The organism is Lactobacillus kullabergensis (genome assembly GCF_003151025.1).
GTDB lineage: Bacteria > Bacillota > Bacilli > Lactobacillales > Lactobacillaceae > Lactobacillus > Lactobacillus kullabergensis.
The window spans coordinates 733,340-757,072 of the sequence record NZ_CP029477.1 but is presented as its reverse complement, the minus strand read 5'-3'; the positions used below and the strand labels follow the sequence as shown (position 1 = coordinate 757,072).

The 23,733-nt window shown below is 34.0% G+C and carries 21 protein-coding genes and 1 other RNA gene; 6 read left to right on the top strand and 16 right to left on the bottom strand.

From position 1 onward, the window contains the following. From DKL58_RS03780 to DKL58_RS03765, 4 genes are all read right to left on the bottom strand, one after another. Positions 1 to 309: a PTS sugar transporter subunit IIB gene (locus DKL58_RS03780; protein ID WP_109586997.1), complete on the bottom strand. Its 309-nt coding sequence runs from the start codon at positions 307 to 309 to the stop codon at positions 1 to 3. Positions 310 to 558: 249 nt separating this feature from the next. Continuing rightward, entirely contained in the window at positions 559 to 1,947 is a 1,389-nt protein-coding gene (locus DKL58_RS03775) for an MFS transporter (protein WP_109586154.1), read from the bottom strand. Between the two features lie 190 nt (positions 1,948 to 2,137). Further along, complete coding sequence (locus DKL58_RS03770) at positions 2,138 to 3,487, bottom strand: glucose-6-phosphate isomerase (RefSeq protein WP_109586153.1); 1,350 nt, start codon at positions 3,485 to 3,487, stop codon at positions 2,138 to 2,140. 79 nt (positions 3,488 to 3,566) lie between these two features. After that, positions 3,567 to 4,193, bottom strand: a complete 627-nt coding sequence (locus tag DKL58_RS03765) for a VanZ family protein (RefSeq protein ID WP_046331943.1) — start codon at positions 4,191 to 4,193, stop codon at positions 3,567 to 3,569. Between the two features lie 142 nt (positions 4,194 to 4,335). Here DKL58_RS03765 and DKL58_RS03760 point away from each other — a divergent pair, with 142 nt between their 5' ends. Next, the gene (locus tag DKL58_RS03760; protein ID WP_109586152.1) at positions 4,336 to 6,528 is read left to right on the top strand and encodes an LTA synthase family protein; all 2,193 of its coding nucleotides are present in this window, start codon (positions 4,336 to 4,338) and stop codon (positions 6,526 to 6,528) included. A 34-nt stretch (positions 6,529 to 6,562) separates the two neighbouring features. Beyond that, positions 6,563 to 7,429 carry an SPFH domain-containing protein gene (locus DKL58_RS03755; RefSeq protein ID WP_109586151.1) on the top strand — a complete coding sequence of 289 codons (867 nt, stop codon included), beginning with the start codon at positions 6,563 to 6,565 and terminating at the stop codon, positions 7,427 to 7,429. Between the two features lie 45 nt (positions 7,430 to 7,474). Here DKL58_RS03755 and DKL58_RS03750 read toward each other — a convergent pair whose 3' ends face one another. From DKL58_RS03750 to glpK, 6 genes are all read right to left on the bottom strand, one after another. After that, a complete protein-coding gene (locus DKL58_RS03750) occupies positions 7,475 to 8,926 on the bottom strand; it encodes a sensor histidine kinase (protein ID WP_109586150.1) in 1,452 nt (483 codons plus the stop codon). A gap of 8 nt (positions 8,927 to 8,934) precedes the next feature. Continuing rightward, the gene (locus tag DKL58_RS03745) at positions 8,935 to 9,654 is read right to left on the bottom strand and encodes a response regulator transcription factor (RefSeq protein WP_034977691.1); all 720 of its coding nucleotides are present in this window, start codon (positions 9,652 to 9,654) and stop codon (positions 8,935 to 8,937) included. Continuing rightward, the gene (locus DKL58_RS03740) at positions 9,651 to 10,046 is read right to left on the bottom strand and encodes an SdpI family protein (protein ID WP_109586149.1); all 396 of its coding nucleotides are present in this window, start codon (positions 10,044 to 10,046) and stop codon (positions 9,651 to 9,653) included. The genes DKL58_RS03745 and DKL58_RS03740 overlap by 4 nt, the downstream gene beginning before the upstream one ends. A gap of 32 nt (positions 10,047 to 10,078) precedes the next feature. Then, positions 10,079 to 11,047: a mannose-6-phosphate isomerase, class I gene (manA, locus tag DKL58_RS03735; RefSeq protein ID WP_109586148.1), complete on the bottom strand. Its 969-nt coding sequence runs from the start codon at positions 11,045 to 11,047 to the stop codon at positions 10,079 to 10,081. A 234-nt stretch (positions 11,048 to 11,281) separates the two neighbouring features. Next, entirely contained in the window at positions 11,282 to 13,027 is a 1,746-nt protein-coding gene (locus DKL58_RS03730) for an FAD-dependent oxidoreductase (RefSeq protein WP_109586147.1), read from the bottom strand. Between the two features lie 31 nt (positions 13,028 to 13,058). Further along, positions 13,059 to 14,576 (bottom strand): glycerol kinase GlpK, encoded by a 1,518-nt coding sequence (glpK, locus tag DKL58_RS03725; protein ID WP_109586146.1) that lies wholly within the window; start codon positions 14,574 to 14,576, stop codon positions 13,059 to 13,061. A 145-nt stretch (positions 14,577 to 14,721) separates the two neighbouring features. Between glpK and DKL58_RS03720 the strand changes: the two genes are divergently transcribed. Then, on the top strand, positions 14,722 to 15,600 hold the full coding sequence (locus DKL58_RS03720) for a LysR family transcriptional regulator (protein ID WP_109586145.1): 879 nt from the start codon (positions 14,722 to 14,724) through the stop codon (positions 15,598 to 15,600). 21 nt (positions 15,601 to 15,621) lie between these two features. On the opposite strand, the gene DKL58_RS03715 is transcribed toward DKL58_RS03720, so the two are convergent. Beyond that, the gene (locus DKL58_RS03715) at positions 15,622 to 16,824 is read right to left on the bottom strand and encodes an MFS transporter (protein ID WP_109586144.1); all 1,203 of its coding nucleotides are present in this window, start codon (positions 16,822 to 16,824) and stop codon (positions 15,622 to 15,624) included. Positions 16,825 to 17,075: 251 nt separating this feature from the next. Here DKL58_RS03715 and DKL58_RS03710 point away from each other — a divergent pair, with 251 nt between their 5' ends. The 3 genes from DKL58_RS03710 (at position 17,076) to DKL58_RS03700 (ending at position 19,442) form a co-directional block, all read left to right on the top strand. After that, complete coding sequence (locus DKL58_RS03710; RefSeq protein ID WP_109586143.1) at positions 17,076 to 17,303, top strand: hypothetical protein; 228 nt, start codon at positions 17,076 to 17,078, stop codon at positions 17,301 to 17,303. A 17-nt stretch (positions 17,304 to 17,320) separates the two neighbouring features. Further along, entirely contained in the window at positions 17,321 to 17,830 is a 510-nt protein-coding gene (locus DKL58_RS03705) for an Abi-alpha family protein (protein ID WP_109586142.1), read from the top strand. Between the two features lie 790 nt (positions 17,831 to 18,620). Further along, positions 18,621 to 19,442, top strand: coding sequence for a DUF6414 family protein (locus DKL58_RS03700; protein ID WP_109586141.1), 822 nt, complete (start codon positions 18,621 to 18,623; stop codon positions 19,440 to 19,442). Positions 19,443 to 19,912: 470 nt separating this feature from the next. Here DKL58_RS03700 and ssrA read toward each other — a convergent pair. The 5 genes from ssrA to DKL58_RS03680 form a co-directional block, all read right to left on the bottom strand. Further along, positions 19,913 to 20,278, bottom strand: a transfer-messenger RNA (tmRNA) gene (ssrA, locus tag DKL58_RS03695). A 99-nt stretch (positions 20,279 to 20,377) separates the two neighbouring features. Then, positions 20,378 to 20,746 (bottom strand): HAD-IIB family hydrolase, encoded by a 369-nt coding sequence (locus tag DKL58_RS09685; protein WP_338034163.1) that lies wholly within the window; start codon positions 20,744 to 20,746, stop codon positions 20,378 to 20,380. Then, positions 20,743 to 21,153: an HAD-IIB family hydrolase gene (locus DKL58_RS09680; protein WP_338034162.1), complete on the bottom strand. Its 411-nt coding sequence runs from the start codon at positions 21,151 to 21,153 to the stop codon at positions 20,743 to 20,745. The genes DKL58_RS09685 and DKL58_RS09680 overlap by 4 nt, the downstream gene beginning before the upstream one ends. A gap of 261 nt (positions 21,154 to 21,414) precedes the next feature. Continuing rightward, entirely contained in the window at positions 21,415 to 22,599 is a 1,185-nt protein-coding gene (locus DKL58_RS03685; RefSeq protein ID WP_109586140.1) for an acetate/propionate family kinase, read from the bottom strand. A 43-nt stretch (positions 22,600 to 22,642) separates the two neighbouring features. Further along, entirely contained in the window at positions 22,643 to 23,644 is a 1,002-nt protein-coding gene (locus DKL58_RS03680) for a class I SAM-dependent methyltransferase (protein ID WP_109586139.1), read from the bottom strand. Positions 23,645 to 23,733: the final 89 nt, after the last annotated feature.

Sequence of the window (23,733 nt, the reverse complement as noted above, 5' to 3'; positions counted from 1 at the left end):
CTACTGTTCTAGTTCTTTTTCCAAATGCTCTATTGCACCCTTACCATCTAGGATTGAATAGTAATCTGGCTTCATCAAAATAACTTTTACATTCTCAGGTACCCTACTTTTTATTGCATTAAATTCAGATTTTAAGTGAGGTCCTACCATTAATGCATCAATATCGTTAGCATAATCAGATAATTCTGCTTCACTTCTAGCTTGAATTTTGATGTCTAAACCTGCTTTTTTTGCGGCTTTACGCATATTTGCAGCCATAAAACCAGAAGATGCACCTGAACCACAAATTAATAAAATTTTCTTACTCATAAAATTTTCCTTTCTAAAAAACATTTTCTACACCTCTATCATGACAAATTTTTGAAAATGCTTAAATTAAAGATTTGCACTAGAGAGGTGAAAAAAAGAGTCTAGGAAAACAGTGCTCTTTGAAGTTAAATTAAAAAATTTAACAATTTAAAAAGGCTGACAAATCACGTCAATAAAACGTTGATTTGTCAGCCTTTTTAGTTAGGTTAGAGTTTTTTTCCCAGACTCTTTCGATATTTATTTTTGATTTTATTTCAATTTTTTCTCAAGTCTGAATAAGTTTAAATAACTGAACAAAATTATCACACTGACAAATGTCAAAAATAAAAATGCTTCCTGACTGCCTTGTGCCGTAAGTGCTGCATAATTACCAGGTCTTTTTTGCCAAGATGAAATAATAGCGGCCATTACGGTTGTTCCCATTGATCCTGCATATTGCTGGCCAGTTTGAAAGACTGCAGTTGCATCAGTATGCAATTCTTCTGGTTGTAATTTCGATGCTTCAGCCATTGTATTATTAAAAGCCATCTGGCGACCAATAATCATAATGCCATAAAAAACGCCAACCATCACTGTACTGATTTTCAAACTAAACAAAGAAAAAAGCAAACAAGCAGTTAAGCAGAATACTGTTCCAGTAAGTAGTGGCAATGGCGCACCCTTTTTATCATAAATATGACCAAACCAGGGGTTTAAAATACCACTGATAATACAACCGGGAAGCAAAACTAATCCTCCGATTAAAGAACTGGCATGATTAACAATTTGCACATAATTAGGCACAGCGAAACTGGTACCAATATTGATAAACTGCAATAATAGATAAGATATCATGGCAAAAATAAAGGGTTTATTTTTAAAAATATTCAAGTTTATCAGTTTCTTTTTGCTGGAGCGTGACAATTTTATAAATGTGTATACCAAAATTGCCACGACAATCATGCTAAGCCAAAAACCAATATCTGTAAAACCATTACTAATTCTATTGAAACCTAAGTTAAAAATTACCATTGCACTAGCAATAACAATATAACTTAGCCAGTCAAAACTCGGATGCTTTTTCTCATGGTATTGTTCTATTACGAATAAACCCAAAATCATAATAAACACAGCAATTACCGCTACAATTTCAAAAATTAGTGGCCAGCCAAAATAGTAAACAACTGTGCCACCAAATGTGGGACCTAGAGACGGCGCAAGAATAATGACTAAACCAGTCAAACCCATATAGAAGCCCCATTTTTCTTGCGGCATTAATTCCACTACCATATTAAACATTAACGGTATTGACAATCCTGCTCCAACCGAAGAAATCAAGCGACCTGCGAGTAAAACCCAGAAATTTGTTGCAAAACCAGCGACAATTGAACCAGCGATGAATGCAATTGCGGCAGTTAAAAACAATTGTCTTGCTGAAAAGCGGTCATTTAGATATGAACTTGCAACCATTATTACAGAGATCGTCAATAAATATCCCGTCGTAGTCCACTGAACTAATCCCAAACCAATGTGAAATTGTTTCATCAATGTAGGAAAAGTAACATTTAAACTTGTTTCTGTCAAAATGGAAACAAAAGCCATTAAAGCACAACTGATAATTGCCAAAACCCTTTTGGGTGTTTCTTTCTTTTCTTCCATATAAATAAATCTCCCTAATAAAAAAAGGTTAAAAGTCAAAAACTTTTACCCTTTCCATAATGGTTAACATGAATAGATACAATGTACAGGATGATATATATTTTATATTTAATTTATATCAATATAGCTTGTATAAAGTAAGCATATAATTATAATAAGCTTATTTTAAAAAAGTTTTAATAATTAAAAATTATTTTTCTTCCTTGAATCTAGCTGTCAAATCATCGTGTAATTCTTCATAACCTGGTTTATTAAGCAATCCAAACATGTTCCGTTTATATTCTTCAACACCAGGTTGGTTGAATGGATTAATGCCATTAACGTAGCCAGAAACAGCAATTGCCAGTTCAAAGAAGTAAATTAAGTAACCTAAAGTGTGTTCTGTTTGATCAGGAATATTAACTGTCATAACAGGAACACCACCATCAGTGTGAGCAAGAACAACTCCTTCATAGGCACGTTCATTTACAAAGTTTAAACTTTTACCAGATAAGAAATTTAACTGGTCTAAATTACGATCATCAGAAGGGATTTTCACATCATTTGCTGGATTTTCGACTCTAATAACTGTTTCGAAAAGATTTCTTCTGCCTTCTTGAATATATTGACCCAATGAGTGCAAATCAGTCGTAAAGTTGGCACTGGCCGGCCAAATGCCCTTATTATCCTTTCCTTCTGATTCTCCCATTAATTGCTTGCACCATTCACTGAACATTCTTAAAGTTGGTTCATAGTTTTCAACAATTTCAGTGGTGTAGCCTTTGCGATAAAGAATATTACGCAAAGCAGCATATTGATAAGGAATCGCGTTGCTTAAATCCGTATTAGTAAACTCTGCTCTTGCATCAGCAGCGCCTTTCATTAATTGGTCAATATCAGCTCCCGAAACTGCAATCGGCAACAAACCAACAGCTGACAGTACGCTGTAGCGTCCACCAATATCATCCGGCACAACAAATTCTTCATAACCTTCAGCATCTGCTTCAGTTTTTAAAGCTCCTTTAGCACGATCTGTTGTAGCAAAGATTCTATTCTTAGCCTCATCTGCGCCATACTTTTCAATTAATTTATCTTTAAAAATGCGAAAAGCAACAGCTGGTTCAGTAGTAGTACCAGATTTAGAAATGACATTAACACTAAAGTCCTTGTCACCAAGCCATTCAATCAGATCATGTAAATACGAGCCTGATAAGGAGTTGCCGCAGAATACAACAGTAGGATATTTTTCTTTACCCTTGCCATAAAATGCACCATTTAAAAACTCAATAGCTGCTTGAGCGCCTAAATATGAACCACCAATACCGATACAAACTAAAACTTCAGAGTCACCTTGAATCTTTTGGGCTGCTTTTTTGATTCTGGCAAATTCCTCTTTGTCATAATTAACTGGCAAATCGACCCAACCTAGAAAATCATTGCCAGCACCTGAACCATCTCTAAGTTCTTTATCGGCAACGTTAACTAAAGCTTGCATCTCGCCTAGTTCATTATCGTGAACAAATGGTGTCAGTTTTGTACTATCAAATTTAATTAAACTCATAAACACGCTCTCCTTACTGAATTAAATATGTATTTCACAAGAACATTTTAGCAATCTTATTTTACAAATACCAGTGCTTTTAGTTAGTTTTACGCGTCTTTCTCCTGATTATCATTACAAGCCAATAGCAGAAATAACCAATTACCGTTCCACAACTGTTAAAGAACACATCGTCAATATCAGTCACGCCGGTTTCCAGTAAAAACTGCATTCCTTCAATAAATACCGAAAAAATGACACCGGCCAAAACAACACGCCAGAAGGTTTGTTTTTTTGAAAAAACAAAGGGTGACAAAAAGCCAAATGGGATAAAGCACAGGATATTACCTAAAGAATTATATACAAAGTCTAGCCTGCTAGGGGCATGATACATTTTCCAGGTTTCCCTCAAAAAGACAAAATTTATTTCGTTTAAAGGCCTGTGCAGATTAAGCGTCAGGTTCCAGGGAAAATAAGTGTTACGAAAAGTAGTCAACATCAGTACTAAAATTAAATAAAAAGCAAATAACCATACTGACGCCTCAGACTTAATTGTACGCCGACTTCTAATAGTCATTAGCCAGATTAAGCGTATTACCATAAAAAACAGAAAATAAAAGATAGTTTTATCCAGTGCCAGTACAATCAACTTAATCAAAGCAAAATGATTTATTTTAGTAGCGTAAAGTTGCGAAAGCAGGTTATACAGTGGTCCTAAAAATATCATTCTGATTCAATTCCTAAAATATAGTTCATTTAAATTATACTCAAGTTTCCGCAATTAATTATTAAAAAAGGTCTAACAAAACAGAAAAGATTGTCTAAAAGTACAGAAACTTTTAAAATAGTCTGATAAGGGAGAGTTCATTTTGAATAAAAAAAATCTGACTAACTTCATTCAGACTCGTATAGGCTTTTTCTGCCTTCTGGTTGTTTTATTTGCGCTCAAATACATTTTTGCAGCCTACCATGATTTCAATTTGGGTATTTCAGATCCTTACCAACATATTATCATGTGGTTAAGTCCTGTTGGTAGTGCAATTTTATTAATAAGTATCGGTTTATATTTTTCTAAGCCTGTTATTTCATATTGCGCAATGGTCCTGCTTGATGTGGCAAATTCTGGTCTGTTATTTGCTAATGTTCTTTACTATCGTCAGTTTTCCGATTTTATTACGGTGAAGACCATTACTAATGCTGGTAAAGTTGCACCTGGCCTCGGAAAAAGCGCAGTCGCATTGCTTCAACCTTCTGACTTATTATTGTGGCTTGACCTTATCATCATAATCATATTACTGCTTGCTCATAAAATCAGAATCGATCAAAAATCCTTTGGCCTTCTTACACCATTTGCTGTTACATCAGTTGGCGCTCTGATTTTAGTGCTGAATGTCTTTTTGGCTGAATCTTCTAGACCACGATTGTTAGGTACCACTTTTGATCGTTCATACATTGTTAAATATCTTGGTATTGATACCTACACAGTTTATGACGCCGTAAAAAATGAACAAACCGAGCAGGTAAATAAGAATGCCAATACAGCTGATTTAAATAAAATTTTAGCTTATACCAAAAAAAATAAATTACCAGTAAATACAGAATATTTTGGTAAAGAAAAAGGCAAAAATGTAATAATAATCCATTTGGAAAGCTTTCAGCAGTTTTTAATTGATTTAAAAATTAATGGTAAGGAAGTTACGCCCTATCTCAATTCACTTTATCACAATAAACATACATTAAGTTTTGCCAATTTTTACCACCAAGTAGGCATTGGCCGCACCAGTGATGCAGAAAACATGCTGGAAACCAGCACTTATGGTATTTCTGACGGGTCTTTGTTCACTGCCATGGGCAGCTCAAATACTTTTCAGGCTGCACCGCAAATTTTGCGTCAACATGGCAACTACACTTCTGCCGTATTCCATGGTAATGTCGGTACATTTTGGAACCGTGATGATGTTTATAAAAACATGGGCTATAACTATTTCTTTGATCAAAATTATTTTAGTCATGATAAAAATGACCATATTGGCTATGGCATCAAAGATAAAATTATGTTTGCTGAAAGCATCAAATATTTAGAAAGGATGCAGCAGCCTTTTTATACTAAATTTATTACCGTCACAAACCATACTCCCTTTGACATGGATGAAGAAGATTTGGATCCGAGTTTTAAAACCAGTGATACTTCAGACAATTCAATTAATAACTACTTTGAAACAGCCCATTATTTGGATCAATCTATCCGCGAATTTTTCAATTACCTGAAGAAATCAGGTTTGATTAAAAATACTATGGTTGTAATTTATGGAGATCATTACGGATTAACAAATTCTGAAAATGAAACTTTGGCACCAATCGTAGGTGAAAGTTCTGACACTTGGAATACTTATAATAATGTTCAAATGCAACGTGTACCTTTTATGATACATGCTACGAATTTAAAGGGAAAAATCAAACAGGAAGTTGCAGGTGAAATAGATGTATTGCCGACTTTGCTCCATCTTCTGGGAATTTCAAATCGCAATTATATACAGTTTGGCAGTGATCTGCTAGCTCCAAAATATCGCCCGTGGCTTACTTTTAGGAACGGAACTATTGTTAGTCAGAAATACGTTATTACTGGAAGTAAGGGCTTAAAGGGCATTGTTTACGACCGCAAAAGCGGTAAGCAGATCATTAATTTTACAGAACAAGAAAAATATGAAATTACAAAGTTGGCAAAAGAAGGCAAAAAGTCGCTGAAATACTCTGATTTATTAAATAATCATAATTTATTGCGTTTTTACACTCCTAGTGGTTTTAAACCCGTTGACCCCACACAGTTTGACTATTTAACCAATTATATGCAGATGGAAGACCTCCGACAGCAATTAAAAAATAAATCCACTGCACTTATAAGCAAACAGCGCAAATCTACTACCAGGTTATACAAAACGGATGCTACAGAACTTAAAGGTCGTGAAGAAGAAATCACAACAATTCCAGAATCTGTTTCTGGCAATCATTTAACTGAAAAGCAGACTAAACCTAGAAAAAATCATAAAAAGTCATATAATTAAGAAATAATCATAATTTTTTAATTTGGAGGTTAAAATGAAATTTATCATAATTGTCGTGCTGATTTTGCTTTTATTATGCTCTATGTGCCGTGTTGTCCCGCAAAACAATGAAGGTTTAATAGAAACATTAGGCAAATATTCCAGAACCGTAAAAGCTGGTTTAGTACTAATCATTCCGGTAATACAGAGATTGCGCAAAGTTTCCCTGGCAATGTTTCCGGCAGAAATTTCGAAATATTCAATTATTACTAAAGACAATGCAGAAATTACTACCAGCTTAACCTTAAATTACTTAGTAACTGATTCATATAAGTATTTTTACAATAATACAGATTCAGTTAAATCAATGGTTGAACTCATCCGTGGCCATTTAAGGGACATTATTGGACGGATGGATCTAAATGATGCTTTAGGTTCAACAAGTAGTATTAACAGTCAGCTCTCAGATGCTATTGGTGATTTAACGGACATTTATGGCATTCGTGTAGTCAGAGTCAACATTGATGAACTTTTACCTAGCACCGAAATTCAAAAGGCCATGGACAAACAGCTAACTGCCGATCGTGAAAAAATAGCTGCTATTGAAAAAGCTGAAGGTGAAGCTAAAAATATTGAACTGACTACAAAGGCTAAAAATGATGCTTTAATTGCAACGGCTAAGGCTAAAGCTGAAGCTGTCAAAACAGAAGCTGAAGCTGAAGCATATCGGATAGATCAATTGCAAGCCAGTCTGGCTAAAGCAAGTGACGGCTACTTTAAAAATCAGAGTTTGGACAGTTTCAATAATTTAGCTAAGGGACCTAACAATCTAATTGTAGTTAATAAAGACGACCTTACGAATTTGGGAAGCATTCCTGCGACTGCAAAGATCTGGCATGAGGCAACAAAAGATAACGAATAAACTCTGAAAACCAAAAAATCATTTCCGAACTTGGAAATGATTTTTTTAATTTTCAAGGTATTGTTCATATCCACGATCAAATAAAATAATTGTAAATTCAGCCCCCTGATTTATTTCTGACTGCACACTTATTTTGCCACCATGTTGTTTGATCAAAGAAGAAACTATTGACAAGCCTAAGCCATACTCTCCTTTGCCAGAGCGGCTACGAGAAGGATCAGCTTTAAAATATCTTTCAAAAACATATTTAATTTGTTGTTGATTCATCCCAATACCATTATCCTCAACAACAATAGTTGTTGCATGAGCAACGCGGTAGCCACTTATTTGAATTTCGCCATCAGAAGTAAACTGAATTGCATTCTGAACCAAATTAACCATTATTTGAGTAAAACGATCTTTATCAGCATAGATAGGCAAATCTCTTGGTGCATTGACAATTATTGTGTCATTAACCTTGGCAGCATTTTGTTTAAGCTGCATTGTCACATCATCGAGTGTTTTTCTAGCATTAAAAGTGGTTTTAACTAGGTTTATTTGATTATTACGAATTTTTTCATAATCCAAATTTTCGTTAACTAACCTGATCAGACGCTTAGTTTCCCTATTCATTAAGGCAATAGATTTAGGCTTTGCTTTATCAGGAATGGCATCATATTGCAAGCCCTCTAAAATACCATTAATAGTAGTCAGAGGGGTTCGCATTTCATGAGCCGCATCAGCCATAAATTGATCACGCCTTTTTTCTTGCTCCTTAAGCTCTTGATTTGATTTTTTTAAAGCGCGAACCATTTGATTGAAGTTATCAGCAAGCTGAGTTATCTCATCATTTCCGCTATAGTTTGTTTGGACATCAAAATCACCAGCAGCAACTTTTTTAGTGGCAAGTGATAGCTTTTTTATTCTGTCAGTTGCATAAAAAGAAAGAATAAAGCTAAGCATCAAGCCCACAATTATTGCCGAGACAAGAGCACTAAACAAATTTTGCTTGGCTATTGTCACCGGTCTTTCAACCTTGGCCACCCGGACTCCTAACCAAATTGCCCCAATAAATTTGCCTTTGTCTTTCCACGGTAAAAGAACGCCAGTACAGGCATTCTTTTTATGCCCCAAGCTGGAAAGTGCTTCATTATTATTTTTGATGTGAAGCTTCTTTCCCTGCTTTAATTGCAGAACCCTCTTTGAAGTTAGGTGGATGTCGTCATTTTTCTTAGGATAAATCTGAGCACCTTGCTTATCAAAAACACTAAGATACACCCTATCACTATGGAGGACGAATTCTAATTTATGCAAAAATTTGGGGTTTAACATGGCCGAGCCCTTTTTTTCATCGCTTACGGCTAGTGTGCCTAAAGCTGAAGCAAAATCTTCCATTCTCTGATAATTATATTCATATGATTGTTTAGTTGCATTATTTATTTCAGAAAAACCGATTATTGATACCGTAGTAAGAATGATTAGTAAAAAACTAAGCATATGCTGATAAATTAACTTCATGTTAAAACCTACGAATCATCAAACTTATAGCCGACGCCCCAAACGGTTTGGATAACATTTGCACCTACTTTTTCCAATTTTTGGCGCAATTTTTTAATATGTGCATCCACGGTGCGATCTTCACCATAATAATCATAACCCCAGACAGACTCTAACAATTGTTCACGAGAAAATACTTGTTTGGGCTTCTGTGCCATGGTATAGAGTAAATCAAACTCTTTAGGTGTAATATTTTCAACATATTGACCATCATAAAGCACCTCACGCCGGCTTTTAGAAATTTTTATGTGATCAGTTTCGACATCAAATTTTTCAGTATTCTCTGCTGATTTTGTTTGTTCCTGCTTATCCTCAATTCTAATTCTTCTTTGCAAAGCCTTGATGCGAGCTATTAAAGCCAGAGGACTGAATGGTTTGGATACATAGTCGTCAGCACCAGCATTAAATCCTTGAATCTGTTCTTCTTCACTACTACGAGCAGTCAGCATGATAATTGGTATGGATGGTGAAATTGCACAAACTTCTTTAGCAACTTCTATGCCATCTTTTTTCGGCAAGTTAAGATCTAATGTTATTAAATCATATTGATCTGGATTTTTTGCAAACATTTTAACGGCTTGTTCTCCATCAGTCGCAATTTCAGTGGTCCATCCTTCTTTTTCAAAGAACATTTCCATCATTTCTGCAACCGACTGATCATCCTCGACCATTAAAATTTTCAATTTCATTTTCGGTCCCTAAATCCTTTTGTTCTCTCCTTTTTTACTTTGTCAGGGTCTACGTAATCTGCTGGCAATTCATGGCGTTTTTGCAAAAAGCTTTTTAAACTTTTTTCCGTAGCCATGATTGGAAAGATAATGAAAAGATAAAATGTCAGCAGCCAAAGTAAAAAATATCGATCCCATTTAAGCAAATGGATTCCAATCCCTAATACTAATTGGATTAAACCAAATATAATAAAATAGTAACTTGCCTTGTGCTGAGCAAATTTGAAACTAGCTTTATTAACTTGGGCCAAGTACGAATAATAACTATAAAATGGACGTGGTCTTTTGGGAGGCGATATCAGCCATAACAGTCCAACTACCATAATAATCGAACCGCACGCAATATAAATCATTCTCTTTTCCTTTCCATCTTAAGACTTAAGAATTAATCCTGATTGCCAGGAGTAGAAATAACCATTTTCATATTACCTAAAAATTTAAATTCCTTAATATTATTCGGAATTATCATATTTGTACCAATAGATAAATTAAAAGTCTTGTTTTCACACTCAATTGTACCTGAACCATTAATAATTGTTACTAATAAGAAAGGATGCCCATTTAAGCCAGTATTCCACTGACCATTTAAATCTATTTGCCACAGGTAAAAATGAGGAGACAGTGGTGGCTGCACCAAGGTCTTAATGATGGTATCTTGCTTTTTGCTAGTTGTTATTTTAAGTTTAGGGTCAACATGAGGTACCTGAGTTACGTCAATAGACTTCTGGGTATGCAGCTCTCTTTTTTTACCAGTTTTCTGATCTACACGATCATAATCATATAAACGGTATGTAACATCACTTGATTGCTGCGTTTCAATGACTAGGATTCCTTTAGTCAGTGCGTGAATCGTTCCTGAAGGAACATAGAAAAAGTCACCAGCTTTAACAGGAACCTTGCGCAATAATTTGTCCCACTCGCCCTTGTGAATCATTTCAGCAAGTTCTGAACGTGTTTTAGCAGTATGACCATATATTAGATATGATCCTGGATCTGCTTGTAAAACATACCAGCTTTCTGTTTTTCCACTGTCATTTTCTACTTTGCGAGCATATTCATCATTTGGATGAACTTGTACAGATAAATTATCATTGGCATCCAAAAACTTAACGAGGAGCGGAAACTCCTTACTCTTGGGGTTACCAAATAGTTCCGGATTTTCATAATATACTTTACGTAAACTCTGTCCTTTAAAGTCACCGTTTGTAATAGTTGAAGCGTCATCCTTATATCCGGAAATAACCCAAGCTTCACCAACTTTACCGTCAGGTATATCGTAATTAAAAATAGTTTTTAATTTTCGTCCACCCCAAATTTTAGGTCTAAAATATGGGGTAAGAAAAAATGGCTCCATTATGATCACCTCACTATTAGTTTAATCTTTTAAACTATAAATTTAAAACTATTTTTTCAAATATGAAAACAAATGTTATTATTTTAAAAGCTGATTCCATAATAAAATATTTATAATAAATAATTTCGTTTATTTTAATATAACGTTTCAAAAATACCAAAGAAAAAACCTGTCATATTGTTTTGACAGGTTTTTAAATGGGGAATAATTTACTACTATTTTTATTGTTTTCTTCTACTGTCTTTTGCTTTTTAATCCCTCCAGTCTTGATTCCGCAATCTCATGTTTCAACTCGTTTTCATATTGTTCTCTTTGGGCTTTATCCCAGCCATAATAATCAGACATGTGTTTAATCACGCCATTCTTTACCTGGTCTAATGTATCGCTCTTGAATAAAATATGATAAGTACGTCTTAATAGGTAGTCAACTGGTGTTAATGTCATTTCCTCTGCAAGAGAGTAATCAAGAGCTGCAGTTTCACCAATACTCAATCCTTTTTCTGGTTTGATTGTTTGCGCATAATCATAAATTTGCTCCGCCTGAGAACCAAATAAGTTTGCAATCTCTTTTGCATCATCAGCTGCAAGACCGGCAGCCACACCATCTTTAGCAATGCGAGCAAGTTCTGCTTCTGCATTGTCAGAATCGAAATCGCCACCAGCAACTTTAATTTCAGCTGAATCTTGCAAGGTAAAGTTTTTAGAAAACTCGTCATGAAATTTTTGCTGGATTTTCTTCATTGCACCATTAGCCATGATCCGGTAATCTGTCAACTTACCGCCGGCCAAAGTGATCAACCCATCTTCTGCTTCAGTTAACGAACTACCACGTGATACGGCAGATGGCGCTGAAGTACTGTCAGAAACGCTGGCACCAGTTGCTGCATCTGCAGCTTCGTTACCTTCAACTTCTACTTCGATTAAAGGACGTACACCAGCCCAGCTAGCTTCGATATCATTAATTGTTAAATGAGCAGCAGGATACTTTTTATTGATAATATTTAACAAGTAATCTACATCGCTTTGTTCAACAGTAGGATGAGCATAATCACCGGTAAAGTCAGTATCCGTTGTGCCGAAATAGGTTTTACCTTCCCGAGGGATAGTGAAAATCATTCGGCCATCAGCCGTACCCGAACCAAAATATGTTGGCTGTGGCACAGTCAAGCGGGATTGGTCAACTACCAAGTGGACACCTTTTGTAGGACGCAAACGCGGTTTTTTGTAAACTTCTTTATCTTCTTGTCTTACCAAATCTGACCAAGGCCCAGAAGTGTTAATAACAACATCAGCATGAATATCAAATTCTTCGCCTGTTAAATTGTCATGAACGCGAACACCATTAACTTGTTTTTGATCATTATGTAAAATTTCGATGCTCTTCAGGCGACTAACAGCTAGACACCCTAATTCATGAGCCTTTTTAACATTTTCTACTACCAAGCGGGAATCGTTATTTTGATAATCCAAGTAAACACCTGCACCCTGCAGATTCTCACTATTTAATTGTGGTTCTCGTTTTAAGGTTTCTTCCTTATCCATCATGTAGTTGGCATATTTAATTAAAGGTGAATCTCCTTCGATACCTGCTAAATGATCATAAAGATCCATTGCTACTTTTACCGAGAACATAGTAAACGTTGTCCCTGGTTCGTCATAAATTGGCAAAATCATAGGATCGGGTTGGGTCATATGTGGAGCGATATGCTGGATAACAGCACGTTCCTTGACTGTATCAGAAACGACTTGGACATCAAAAGTCTTCAGATAGCGAATACCACCATGTACAAGTCTGGTAGACCTTGATGAAGTGCCTCCACCAAAGTCTTGCATATCAATCAAGCCTGTCTTCATTTTGGCTGCACTGGCCTGAAGAGCAACGCCTGCTCCGGTAATGCCGCCTCCGATAACCAGCAAATCTAATTTTTCATTTTTTAAACGTTCAATTTCTTCTTTTCTGGTTTCAATTGAAAACGCCATGATTTGGCCTCTTTCTTTTTAATAAAAATTTCTAATTGTTTTTCTGGTATGGCTTATATGAAAAGCTCTGAGCAGCTTTAACAGCTGATTTCCAGCCTTCATAAAGGTGATCTCTTTCTGCACTGCTCATTTGCGGTTTAAAGGTTTTACCTACTTTTTGAATTTTCTTGATTTCATCAAAATCCTTCCAAAAGCCAATAGCTAAACCAGCAAGAAAAGCTGCACCTAATGCCGTTGTCTCGAGGTTGGCAGCACGCTCAATTTCGATACCCAAGATATCAGCTTGGAACTGCATTAAATAGTCATTATTAGCAGCACCACCATCAACCTTTAATTTTGGAATTTGAATTTTGGTATCTTCGTGCATCGTGTCAATAACGTCCCGACTTTCATAAGCTAGAGACTGTAGTGTGGCTTTTGTAAAGTCATCACTGGTTGTTCCCCGAGTCAGACCAAAAACAGCTCCTCGGACATTAGAATCCCAGTACGGAGCACCTAGACCGGTAAAAGCAGGAACAACGAAAACTTCATTATTATCTTTTGAGCGCTTGGCAGCTTCTTCTGATTGAGGAGCGTCATCAATAATGCCCAGTTGATCACGCAGCCACTGAATAGCTGAACCAGCTACGTAAATACTACCTTCCAAAGCATAATTTACTTTGCCATTTATGCCATAAGCCACAGTAGTTAACAAATTATTAGCTGAAAATTTAGGTTTTTCGCCAGTATTCATAACGGTGAATGCACCGGTGCCATAGGTGTTTTTAACCATTCCCGGCTCAAATGCTAACTGCCCAAACAAAGCTGACTGCTGGTCACCTGCCATGCCGGCAATTGGTACTTGACTACCATAAAAGTGAAATTCAGCCGTAGTACCGTATATTTCGGAGTTAGAACGAATTTCCGGCAAAATTTTTCTTGGAATGTTCAATAACTTGAGAATTTCATCATCCCAATCCAGTTTGGTAATGTTAAATAACATTGTCCGGCTGGCATTAGTGTAATCAGTGACATGGACTTTGCCACCAGTTAACTTCCAAACTAACCATGAATCAATAGTACCAAATAATAATTCACCGTTTTCTGCGCGTTCCTGCGCACCAGGAACATGATCAAGAATCCAGCGAATTTTGGTTGCTGAAAAGTAGGCATCAGGAATTAAGCCAGTTTTTTCATGAATCATGTCTGAATAGCCATCAGCAATAATTTTATCGGCAATATCCGAAGTCTGACGCGATTGCCAGACAATAGCATGGTAAATCGGCAAGCCGGTCTTCTTATCCCAGATAACGGTCGTTTCACGCTGATTTGTGATACCGATAGCTGCAATCTGGTTGGGTTTTATCCCTGAGTTAATAAATGAATTGGCAATTGTAGATAAAACTGAATTCCAAATTTCATTGGCATCATGTTCTACCCAGCCAGGCTTAGGAAAATATTGGTTAAACTCTTTCCGTGAGTCAATTACTTTTTTACCAGAATGGTCCAAAATAATTGCCCTTGTACTAGTAGTACCTTCATCAATCGCTAAAATATATTTTTCAGCCATTATACTTTCTCCTTTTTAGTATTAAAACTAATTTTGTAAAGGTAACTGTCGTTACAATTCAATTTTACCCTCGCTTTTTGGAAAGCGCTAACATATAATGATAATAACTTATTAGTTAAAGTTATAAGTAAAAGGACAAAGTGTGATGAAATATAGTTTATTAACATATAAGTACTTTATTGACGTCGTTGAAACTCAAGGATTTACCCCTGCTGCCAAAAGAAATTTTGTCTCCCAAACAGCAATTAGCAATGCAATAAAAAATTTAGAGAAAGACCTGGGTGTTCAACTTATTGATAGGTCAACTTCTCATTTTAAAGTTACTTTAGCCGGAATTAATTTGTACCATTGTGCAGTGCCTGTACTAAACAAATATTATGAGTTTAGCGAAAAAATCAGCCAATTAAACAATTCCTTTCAAACAATAAGAATTCATTATTTGCACGCCTTCAATTATTGGGCAGTTCAATTGGCTCAGTCTCTTGCTAAAAACAATCCAGGTTTACTATTACAGCTTGACACTGAAAACTTTGCCACCAGCATACCTAAACTCGATGCAGGAGATTATGACGTATTGATCGGGTTTTCCACTGCCGTTAGTAAAATTAAAAATATCCATGTTAGAAAAATCGGAACAGCCAATTTTGGCATTTTATTGAATCAAAAGGCTATTGATCAAAAAGGAAGACTCAAAAAGGAAGTTATAAAAAAGCAGCCCCTTTTCTTACAAAAATGGACTGCTACTGATAATAATGATGTACAAACAAAAATTAAAAATATTCTGGAAAAAATGAATATTAGTTATGAACAAATTAATTATTTAGATAGCTTTGACGCTGCTTTATCAAACGTTGTTTTAAATTATGGAATGGCTATATATCCGGAAGAGCTGCCACTGCCGAAAATATATGATAATCATGTTACTTTTTTGCCAAACTTGCCTAAATTAAAATACGACGTTGTTGCGATATATAAAAATCCGGCTATTTTTAATATATTAGATCGTTCCCTGGCTAAAAAATAGATATTAAACTGCTTTCTATAATTAGTCCAGTTTTTCCAGTTTTCCCAATTTACCTAAACCAGTAACTACAGTTATAAGCATTGAAAAAAACATACAGATAGCGGCAACAATAAATATTGAATGGACTTCTGCTTTGATTAGAAAACCACTAATTAATGACATAATTGGCCCTATAATCCTGGTTAACGAAGTTGAAATCGAAGTTATTGTTCCTTTAAATTTAGATGGAGTTTCTGCTTGAATAACAGTAAAGAAGTTGGCTTGCGACCAGACGCTACCAAACGAAACCATTGCGTAACCAAAAGTGACCCAAATAAATGACTGGACATCAAGCATAATTAGGAAACCTACCATTATTAACAAGGCAATCAGAATCATTTGCGTACCAAGTCTCATGTTTTTATTAATACGTAAATAACTAAAATTGCCTAGAATACTTGCAATCGCTGCTACCGTGAAAAAGATACTGACCAAATTAACAGAAACATTCATTTCTTGTTTTAACAAAAAAGTAAGCATGGGAACAACTGCTTGAAAGCCAATGTTTGCCACAAAAAAACTTACGATCAGCCATTTAATATCATGATGTGCAAATAAAAATGTGATTCCCTCTTTTGCGCTTTTATTAAAAGACTTTTCTTCTTTCACTGACTTATTTTCTTTATACAACGGTTCATAATCTTTAATGACATAGGTTAAGTAGCCAAAACTTAAGGCATCTAGCAAAAAACCACCTACGTAATCAATTAAATTAATAATGACAGCTGCAATACCTGGACCAAAAGTTTTTTGAATCGATGAAATTAATCCCATTTGTCCTGAAACAGTTGAAAGTTCTTCTTTTTTAACCGACTCGGCTATGAAAATTTGATATCCGGTCCAAGTAATTAAATCAAATGTACCAAGTATAAAGACTACCAATAAAAGCCAATATAATAAAATATTTTTAATAACCAAAAATGGTGCAATTATAATTAGCACCATTTGCATTATTAAAGAAAAGAGCATGATTTTCTTACGAGAATATATATCAAAAATGGGTCCAATTGTTAGTCCAAACAATGCTGTCGGCAGATATTCAACTGCGGTTAAAAGTCCCATTATGACTGATGAATGAGTTCTAGACAGCATCAGCAGTGGAATTGCAAAAGTGTAAAATTGATCACCCAGTCCTGAAATGGCATAGCCTAAAAGTAGTTTATTTTTTTGTGTTAAATTTTTCATTGTCAATTCTTTTTCTATATCCACTAATACCTAATAAAATTTATTATACCGCAGATAAGTTGGCGAAATATAAACTAATACTAAGTTGCATCAGTACTATATACAAATTTTTACTCAAAACTCTAAAACTCAATAGGATATCTCCTTGATTCTGTAGTTATTTTTTTAGTATTTCAATATTTTGTATATCTATGCTAAAATATGCTACTATACTGAATATATATAGTATTTGCTTTATTTTGGAGAATTACATGGATCTAAATTATATTTATAATAAAATACTTCAAAGCACAAAAGAAAACTTGCTGTATCCCACAGCCAAAAATATTGGAGATACTATAGGCGGTCTTACAGAATTAATATTAGCCGCAATAAACATCGGAACAACTTCGACCAATGGATACATAAGAAAATCTAGGCAATCAATTATCAACAATATAAATAAAATACCAGAAAAAATAAGGATTCTTCTAAATTAAATTTAGCTCTACAAGCTATTTATGACTCAAAATATCAAATAAGTGATACTAATCTAAGAGATATGTTTGCAAAATTAATTGCATCTTCTATAGACAATAGGCATAACAAAAATCAATCACCAAGATTTTCTTCAATTTTACGTCAGTTAAGTCCATCAGATGCAATTTTATTGAAAAAATTATCTTTTAATACTGAACTACCAATACCTACCTTTATTTATACGATAAATACAGGAGCGAAAAATGAATATCCTATATTTGACCATTACATAGGTATTAATTACTCTAAAAAAGATGTAATTATTAATGAAGCCGGGCTCGATACTTTAAAGGCGTTAGGAATAATAGAATTAAAGGATAACTTTGAAATTCCAGAAGAGCATCTTCAAAAATTTTATAAAGAAATAAAATGTTCAGATTACCCTTTAAAATCAGAAAATAGAAATATAGAAAAAGATATTAGTATTGTAAATGGTATTATTAAATTGACAAACTTTGGTAGAAATTTTATTAAAGCAATCATTTAATTTGTTATAAATCAAATCCAGCTTATGTGTCTCCTGCGTGAAATTCTTTATATTCATAGTATATAGGTAATTGACTTATTCATCACCTTTTATTAGTCTTTGTGTAAATCTGCTTTTTTGATACTAAAACTAAGGATTTTATTTTCGTCTTTGGATTTAGAATGTCGAAACAATCGTAATAATAAATAATATTGGTATTAGAAAATTTCTTTAATGATTTGTAATTTTTCAAAGAGGATTTAACCATTTGGAAAACTTCCATATTCTTTTATACTGTTTTTAAAAAACAATATAATTCCTAAGTAGCTTACATTAATTCCAACTGAAATTTTTAAACTGTGTTTGAACAATAACAAGTACAAGCAGGTGAAAAGAATACCATTCACAAAAATAGAAATACTGTAAGACAATGCTAGATAGGTAAGATCGCTACAGTACATAAAAAGATACATAAGTTGTCCAAAATGTTGGTTAATTAACGTTTAAGTGATAAAATAACAGTTTATATCAGTTACTTTAGCAACATTAAAAGAAATCAGAGTAACTCTTGTGAAATTTGAGATTAAGAGAACTAAAGGTGAATAAATTCTGTTTATATTCCCTCGTAAATTTAAATATAAGTAAAACATAATTAATGTAAAAACTATAAAATACAGATCATAAAAGTTGCATACATTATTTGTAGTAAACATAATTTTAGCAATTAACATAACAATATGGTTTAGTGGTTTTTATTTGTATAATACTCAAATGACCTTACCCTAAGGTGCTTTTTCAGGAGGAATAAAAAGTGAGCAAAAAACACATTAGAGAATACGTCTATATTGATAATATAGAATTAAATTCAGTATTAGCACAATTAAAGGATGGTATTCCAACAGTTATAAAGAAAGTGAATCAAACTACTTCGGAGTCTAAAAATACGATTGGAAAGGAAAATAATTATCGTGCTGAAGGTGGCGCAAAATTTTTTCTTGAAGGACAAGCAGGATATGAACATGGTAACTCTTTACAAAAACTAAGTGGAAAAAGCGAAATGAGCCAAAGTGCTGTTGATGTTGTATACAGTGATTATGCAGTTGATGTTGTTGAAAAAGGATTACAGAGTGAAAATTTGTTAAAAAATCATGCTAAACAAGAAGAGGGAACATTTGTAAAATTAACACAAGACTTCACATTACTAGATTTGGAATTAATGAACGAGTTTTGGGCTAATAAGGCTCTTCCTAAACTAATGAACAAGTCTGGGGATGCAGAAGACATATATACTCTGAGGGACTCTTTATCAGCTTTAAGAGATTTATATCCAAATACTATATTTTTAAAATTGAAAAGTTCTCTGGTTATTGGTGACGAAAGTAACTTTAGATATAATAAAACACAATTGCAAATTATGTCTTTATCTTCTCGAAAATTAACTGTTTTAGGTCGAGTAGAATCAATTGGTACTAAAAACCTAGAAAACGATGATTTTATCCCTGATTTTAATTCAAACGATTTAACTCAAATATCCCAACTTATGCCACAAATGCAAACATATTTTTTAAAACTAATTACTGGGATTAAAAAAGACGACCGATTTATTAAACCACTCGCCCTATTCTTTGAATAAATATTATGAAAGATACTTTGAAATATTGCTCTTAACTTGTTTCAAATGAATATTATTATTCTGTTTAAATTTCTCATATTAGATTTTTATATTCATTTGCGCTTTCTGGTAAGATTTTTCATAAACTTTTTTTTTAGCTAGTTAAATGAAGAATTTTTAAATAACTTCATAATCCAACATTGTCTCTTAAAGAAAACTATATGAGCAAAATATATCAACCACATCAAAACTAAAGAAGTTTAATAAATGAGTAAAGTAAAAATTAACATTACCTATAGACATAGTTTACTAATCGATTGTTTTAAAATAACTAGGTGACTTAGCTAAAACTGATAACCGCATTGAAGAAATACTTGATACGCTATAAATAAAAAATGGACTAAACAATGCTAATGATAAGCACCGTTTAGTCCATTTTTAATCCATCATTATGCTTAAATGCGGTAAAGTCAGCATTTACAACATAGATTATATGGAGGTGAGGGGAATTGAACCCCTGTCCAAACGCATTCCGTCACTGACATCTACGATCATAGTTATATTATTTGAACTTCACTAGTCCAAAACGCCATATAACAGGGCTAGTATGGACTAGCTAACCTGGAATGACTCTTTTTAACTATTCAGATGAGGTAGTTAAACGTAACTCACTAAGTTGATACTTGAATTCAGACGTGAGTGATCCGAAAACAAGCAACACATGCGCCTAAATTAGGCAGCTAATGCGTAAGAATTTTCTTTATTTGCAGTTATAAAACTGTGACGTTTTTACGTAGACGTGACCTACGAACCGCAGTCAATGCGAATCTACGCCTGTCGAATCCCAAAACACCCCCGCTTTGGGTAGAAATAATTATAGCATAATATAGCAAACTTGCCTAATATTATAAAATCATTTCTTATTTATCAAAAAACAAATTTTTCAAAATCCAAGGCTATACCATCTTGATCATTCGATGCAGTTTCAAAGTCAGCTTGTTTTTTGCTTCTGCAGAACCATTATCCATGACTACTGAAGTTCCAGCTACTTGAAACATTGGTATATCATTTCGTTCATCCCCAATTGCCATTATTTCTTCCGTTTTGTAATTTAACTTTTGTGCTAAGTACTGTAATGCAATACCTTTATTAACATTGGCATGCATTACTTCTAAAAAATTAACGGCTGCTCTGACAACATAATTATCTTGACCAAAAACATGCTTAACTTCAGCTTCAATTTTATCTAGTTTTTCTTTTTCATCGCCAAAAACGGCTTTGATAACAGTTTCATTACTTGATAAATCTTGTGGTTTCCTAATCAATAATCCGGCATTTTTTCCCATGCCTGCGTTACTGTTATTCTACCCACATTCAAATTGCTGGTAATAATTTGACTGTCAGCATTCACAATATTATAAAAAACTTTGTTTTTCTGACTAAATTTGTCAATTACTTCATAAGTTTTTGCAGACAAACATTTCTCAAGTAATTTTACGTGCAACCCTGTTTCAATTACGGCACCATTAAAAGTTATTACATATTGATTATTGTTATTCAACGCCAATTCATCAATGAATTTTTTAACTCCAGCATAGGGCCTTCCTGAACATAAGACTACTTTAACATTTTTGCTAATTGCTTTTGTAATTGCTTCTCGAGAAGATTCTAGAATCTTACCTTGACTATTTAATAAAGTATCATCAACATCAACAGCTACTAATTTAATCATTTATGTTTCTTTCCAATAGTTAGTTATTGTATAGCCTGGCCTCCAAGCTTACTTTTCATTATACAGAAATTTTCAAAATAAAAAATTGTATATCTAAAGGGTTTTAAACATTTATTTATGTTAACTGTTAATTCAAAATATGTAAATTCTATAACTAAGTCACTTCTAACATCAGCAAATCAACCTCATATTAGCTCATTTTCAAAGTAAAAGAAAACCGTTAAGAAAGTTTCTTAACGGTTCATAATTTTTTTGTTTTTATTAATTCAAATGTGCTAATCGAACAACATCACGTTCAATCATTAATTCTTCATCAGTCGGAATAATTAGAGCTTTGATCTTTGAATCTGGTTTAGTAATAAATTTCTCGCCATTGGATTTATTAGCTTCTAAATCTGGCTTTAAGCCAATGAATTCAAAAGATTTCATTACGTTCTCACGAATACCTGAATCATGCTCCCCTACACCAGCGGTGAAAATAATTGCATCTGCGCCCTTCATTTCCACCATATAGGAGCCAATATATTGGATAACACGATTTACAAAAATAGCTCTAGCGAGATCAGCTTTTTTATCAGAATTATTCTCTAGATCACGCATATCAGAAGAAATTTCAGAAATTCCCAACAGGCCAGATTTATCATTCAAAATATCAATCATTTCATTGATATCAATATGGTCTTTATTCATGATATATTGCAAGACAGATGGGTCAACATCACCTGAACGTGTACCCATAGTGATACCAGCCAATGGGGTAAAGCCCATAGATGTATCAAAAGACTTACCATCTTTAACTGCAGTAATTGAAGCTCCTGAGCCAAGGTGACAAACAATCAATCTTAAATCTTTGGCTTCTTTACCAAGCATTTGAGCAGCACGACCAACAATGTAACGAACCGATGTCCCATGTGCACCATATTTACGAACACCATATTTTTCATAATACTGATAAGGAATTGAGTACATATAGTGAACTGGGTCTAAAGTTTGATGGAATGAAGTATCAAAAACACCTACTTCTGGAACACCAGGCAGCAATTTCATAAAGGCTTCAATTCCTTTACCTTCAGCTGGATTATGAAGTGGTGCATATTCCTTTAAATCATAAATTTTTTGTAGATTTTTCTTATCAATCAGAGCAGAATCTTTAAAGTCTTCTCCCCCTGCAACTATTCTATGTCCAACACCTACAATTTCACTCAAATCGCTAATCACATGGTATTCTTTTAAAGCCTTAAGCAGCAAATTAACAGCAGTTTCCTGATCTGCAATTGCTACATCCTCAGCGTGTTTTTCACCATTAGCCAATTCAATTTCAAAGGAAGAGCCATCAATACCAACTCTGTCAGCAAGTCCGCTTGCTAAAACCTTTTCTTCAGGTAAAGCAAACAACTTATATTTAAATGAAGAACTGCCTGAGTTGATTGCTAAAACTTTTTTCATAAATCTAATTCCTCCATAAACATGACTTTATAAATTTCACAAATCAATCAATGTTTTTAGTATACCACTCATTTAGTTTAACATTAAGCTTTATTAGGTCCTGCTCACTTTTAAATGAGTCTAACTTTGTGAGAAAAACTTCACTATTTCTGATATCTTTTCCATGATTTTGAAAGGCTATAATTGATTTTTGATTAAATTTATTTTGAAAGGCACTGTCCGGTAACTCAATTATTGCACGCAGAAAAACCTTATCAGTTAGCCATGGCATAAAGTCACTACCACCCTTGCCAGACAAAATATTTTGAGGCACAATTAGGAAAGCATAACCACCGGCTTTAAGATTTTTAATGATCTGTTCAATAAATAAAAGATGAGCAAGCGAATGTCCATTCTCAGATTTGGTAGCAAAATTTTTAGCGTTTTTATCAATTGGATAATAACCAACTGGTAAGTCACTTACAACAACATCAGGGCTTTTAAACATCCAGGGAGTTAGAGCATCCTGACAAAACATTTCAATATCAATATCACTCAAATGAGCTTCAATATCAGCAAAGCTCAACATTTCTTCATCATTATCAATACCATAGAGTTCAAAATCAGACTTTGAGTGATTAGCACTTTTCAACTGATTGACTACAGAAAACAATAAATTTCCAGTTCCAATAGCAGGATCGGCAATTATCAACCTTTCCTTTGGTAAAAGTTTTAACATAAACATTGCAATTACTGTTGAAATCGCAGGAGGCGTCGGCATCTGATTAACATCCAACCCGTCTTCATTAATTGCTTTTAAAGTTAAATAAGTAAAAATTTGCAGCTTTAGCTTATTAGAAAGTCCGCTATAATCTAATTTTTCATATTTTTGACTCAATTCTTGAACCTTTTTTTTGTCGGGAGCTCCCAGTTCAACCTTAATTTGACTATTTTCGAGATTATCAAAAGTTTCTGTCAGAGCTTCACCAAATGAGACATTTAGTGCCTCTTGCAAGCATTTAACACAGTCCAAGAAATTATTAAACAGTTTTTCAATATTATCCATTGCTTATTCCCCTTATCTCTTAAATATTTTAATAGAAGAAAGGTAATTAGAGCAAGAGAATCAATCATTAATTAAGTACTCAATTAATA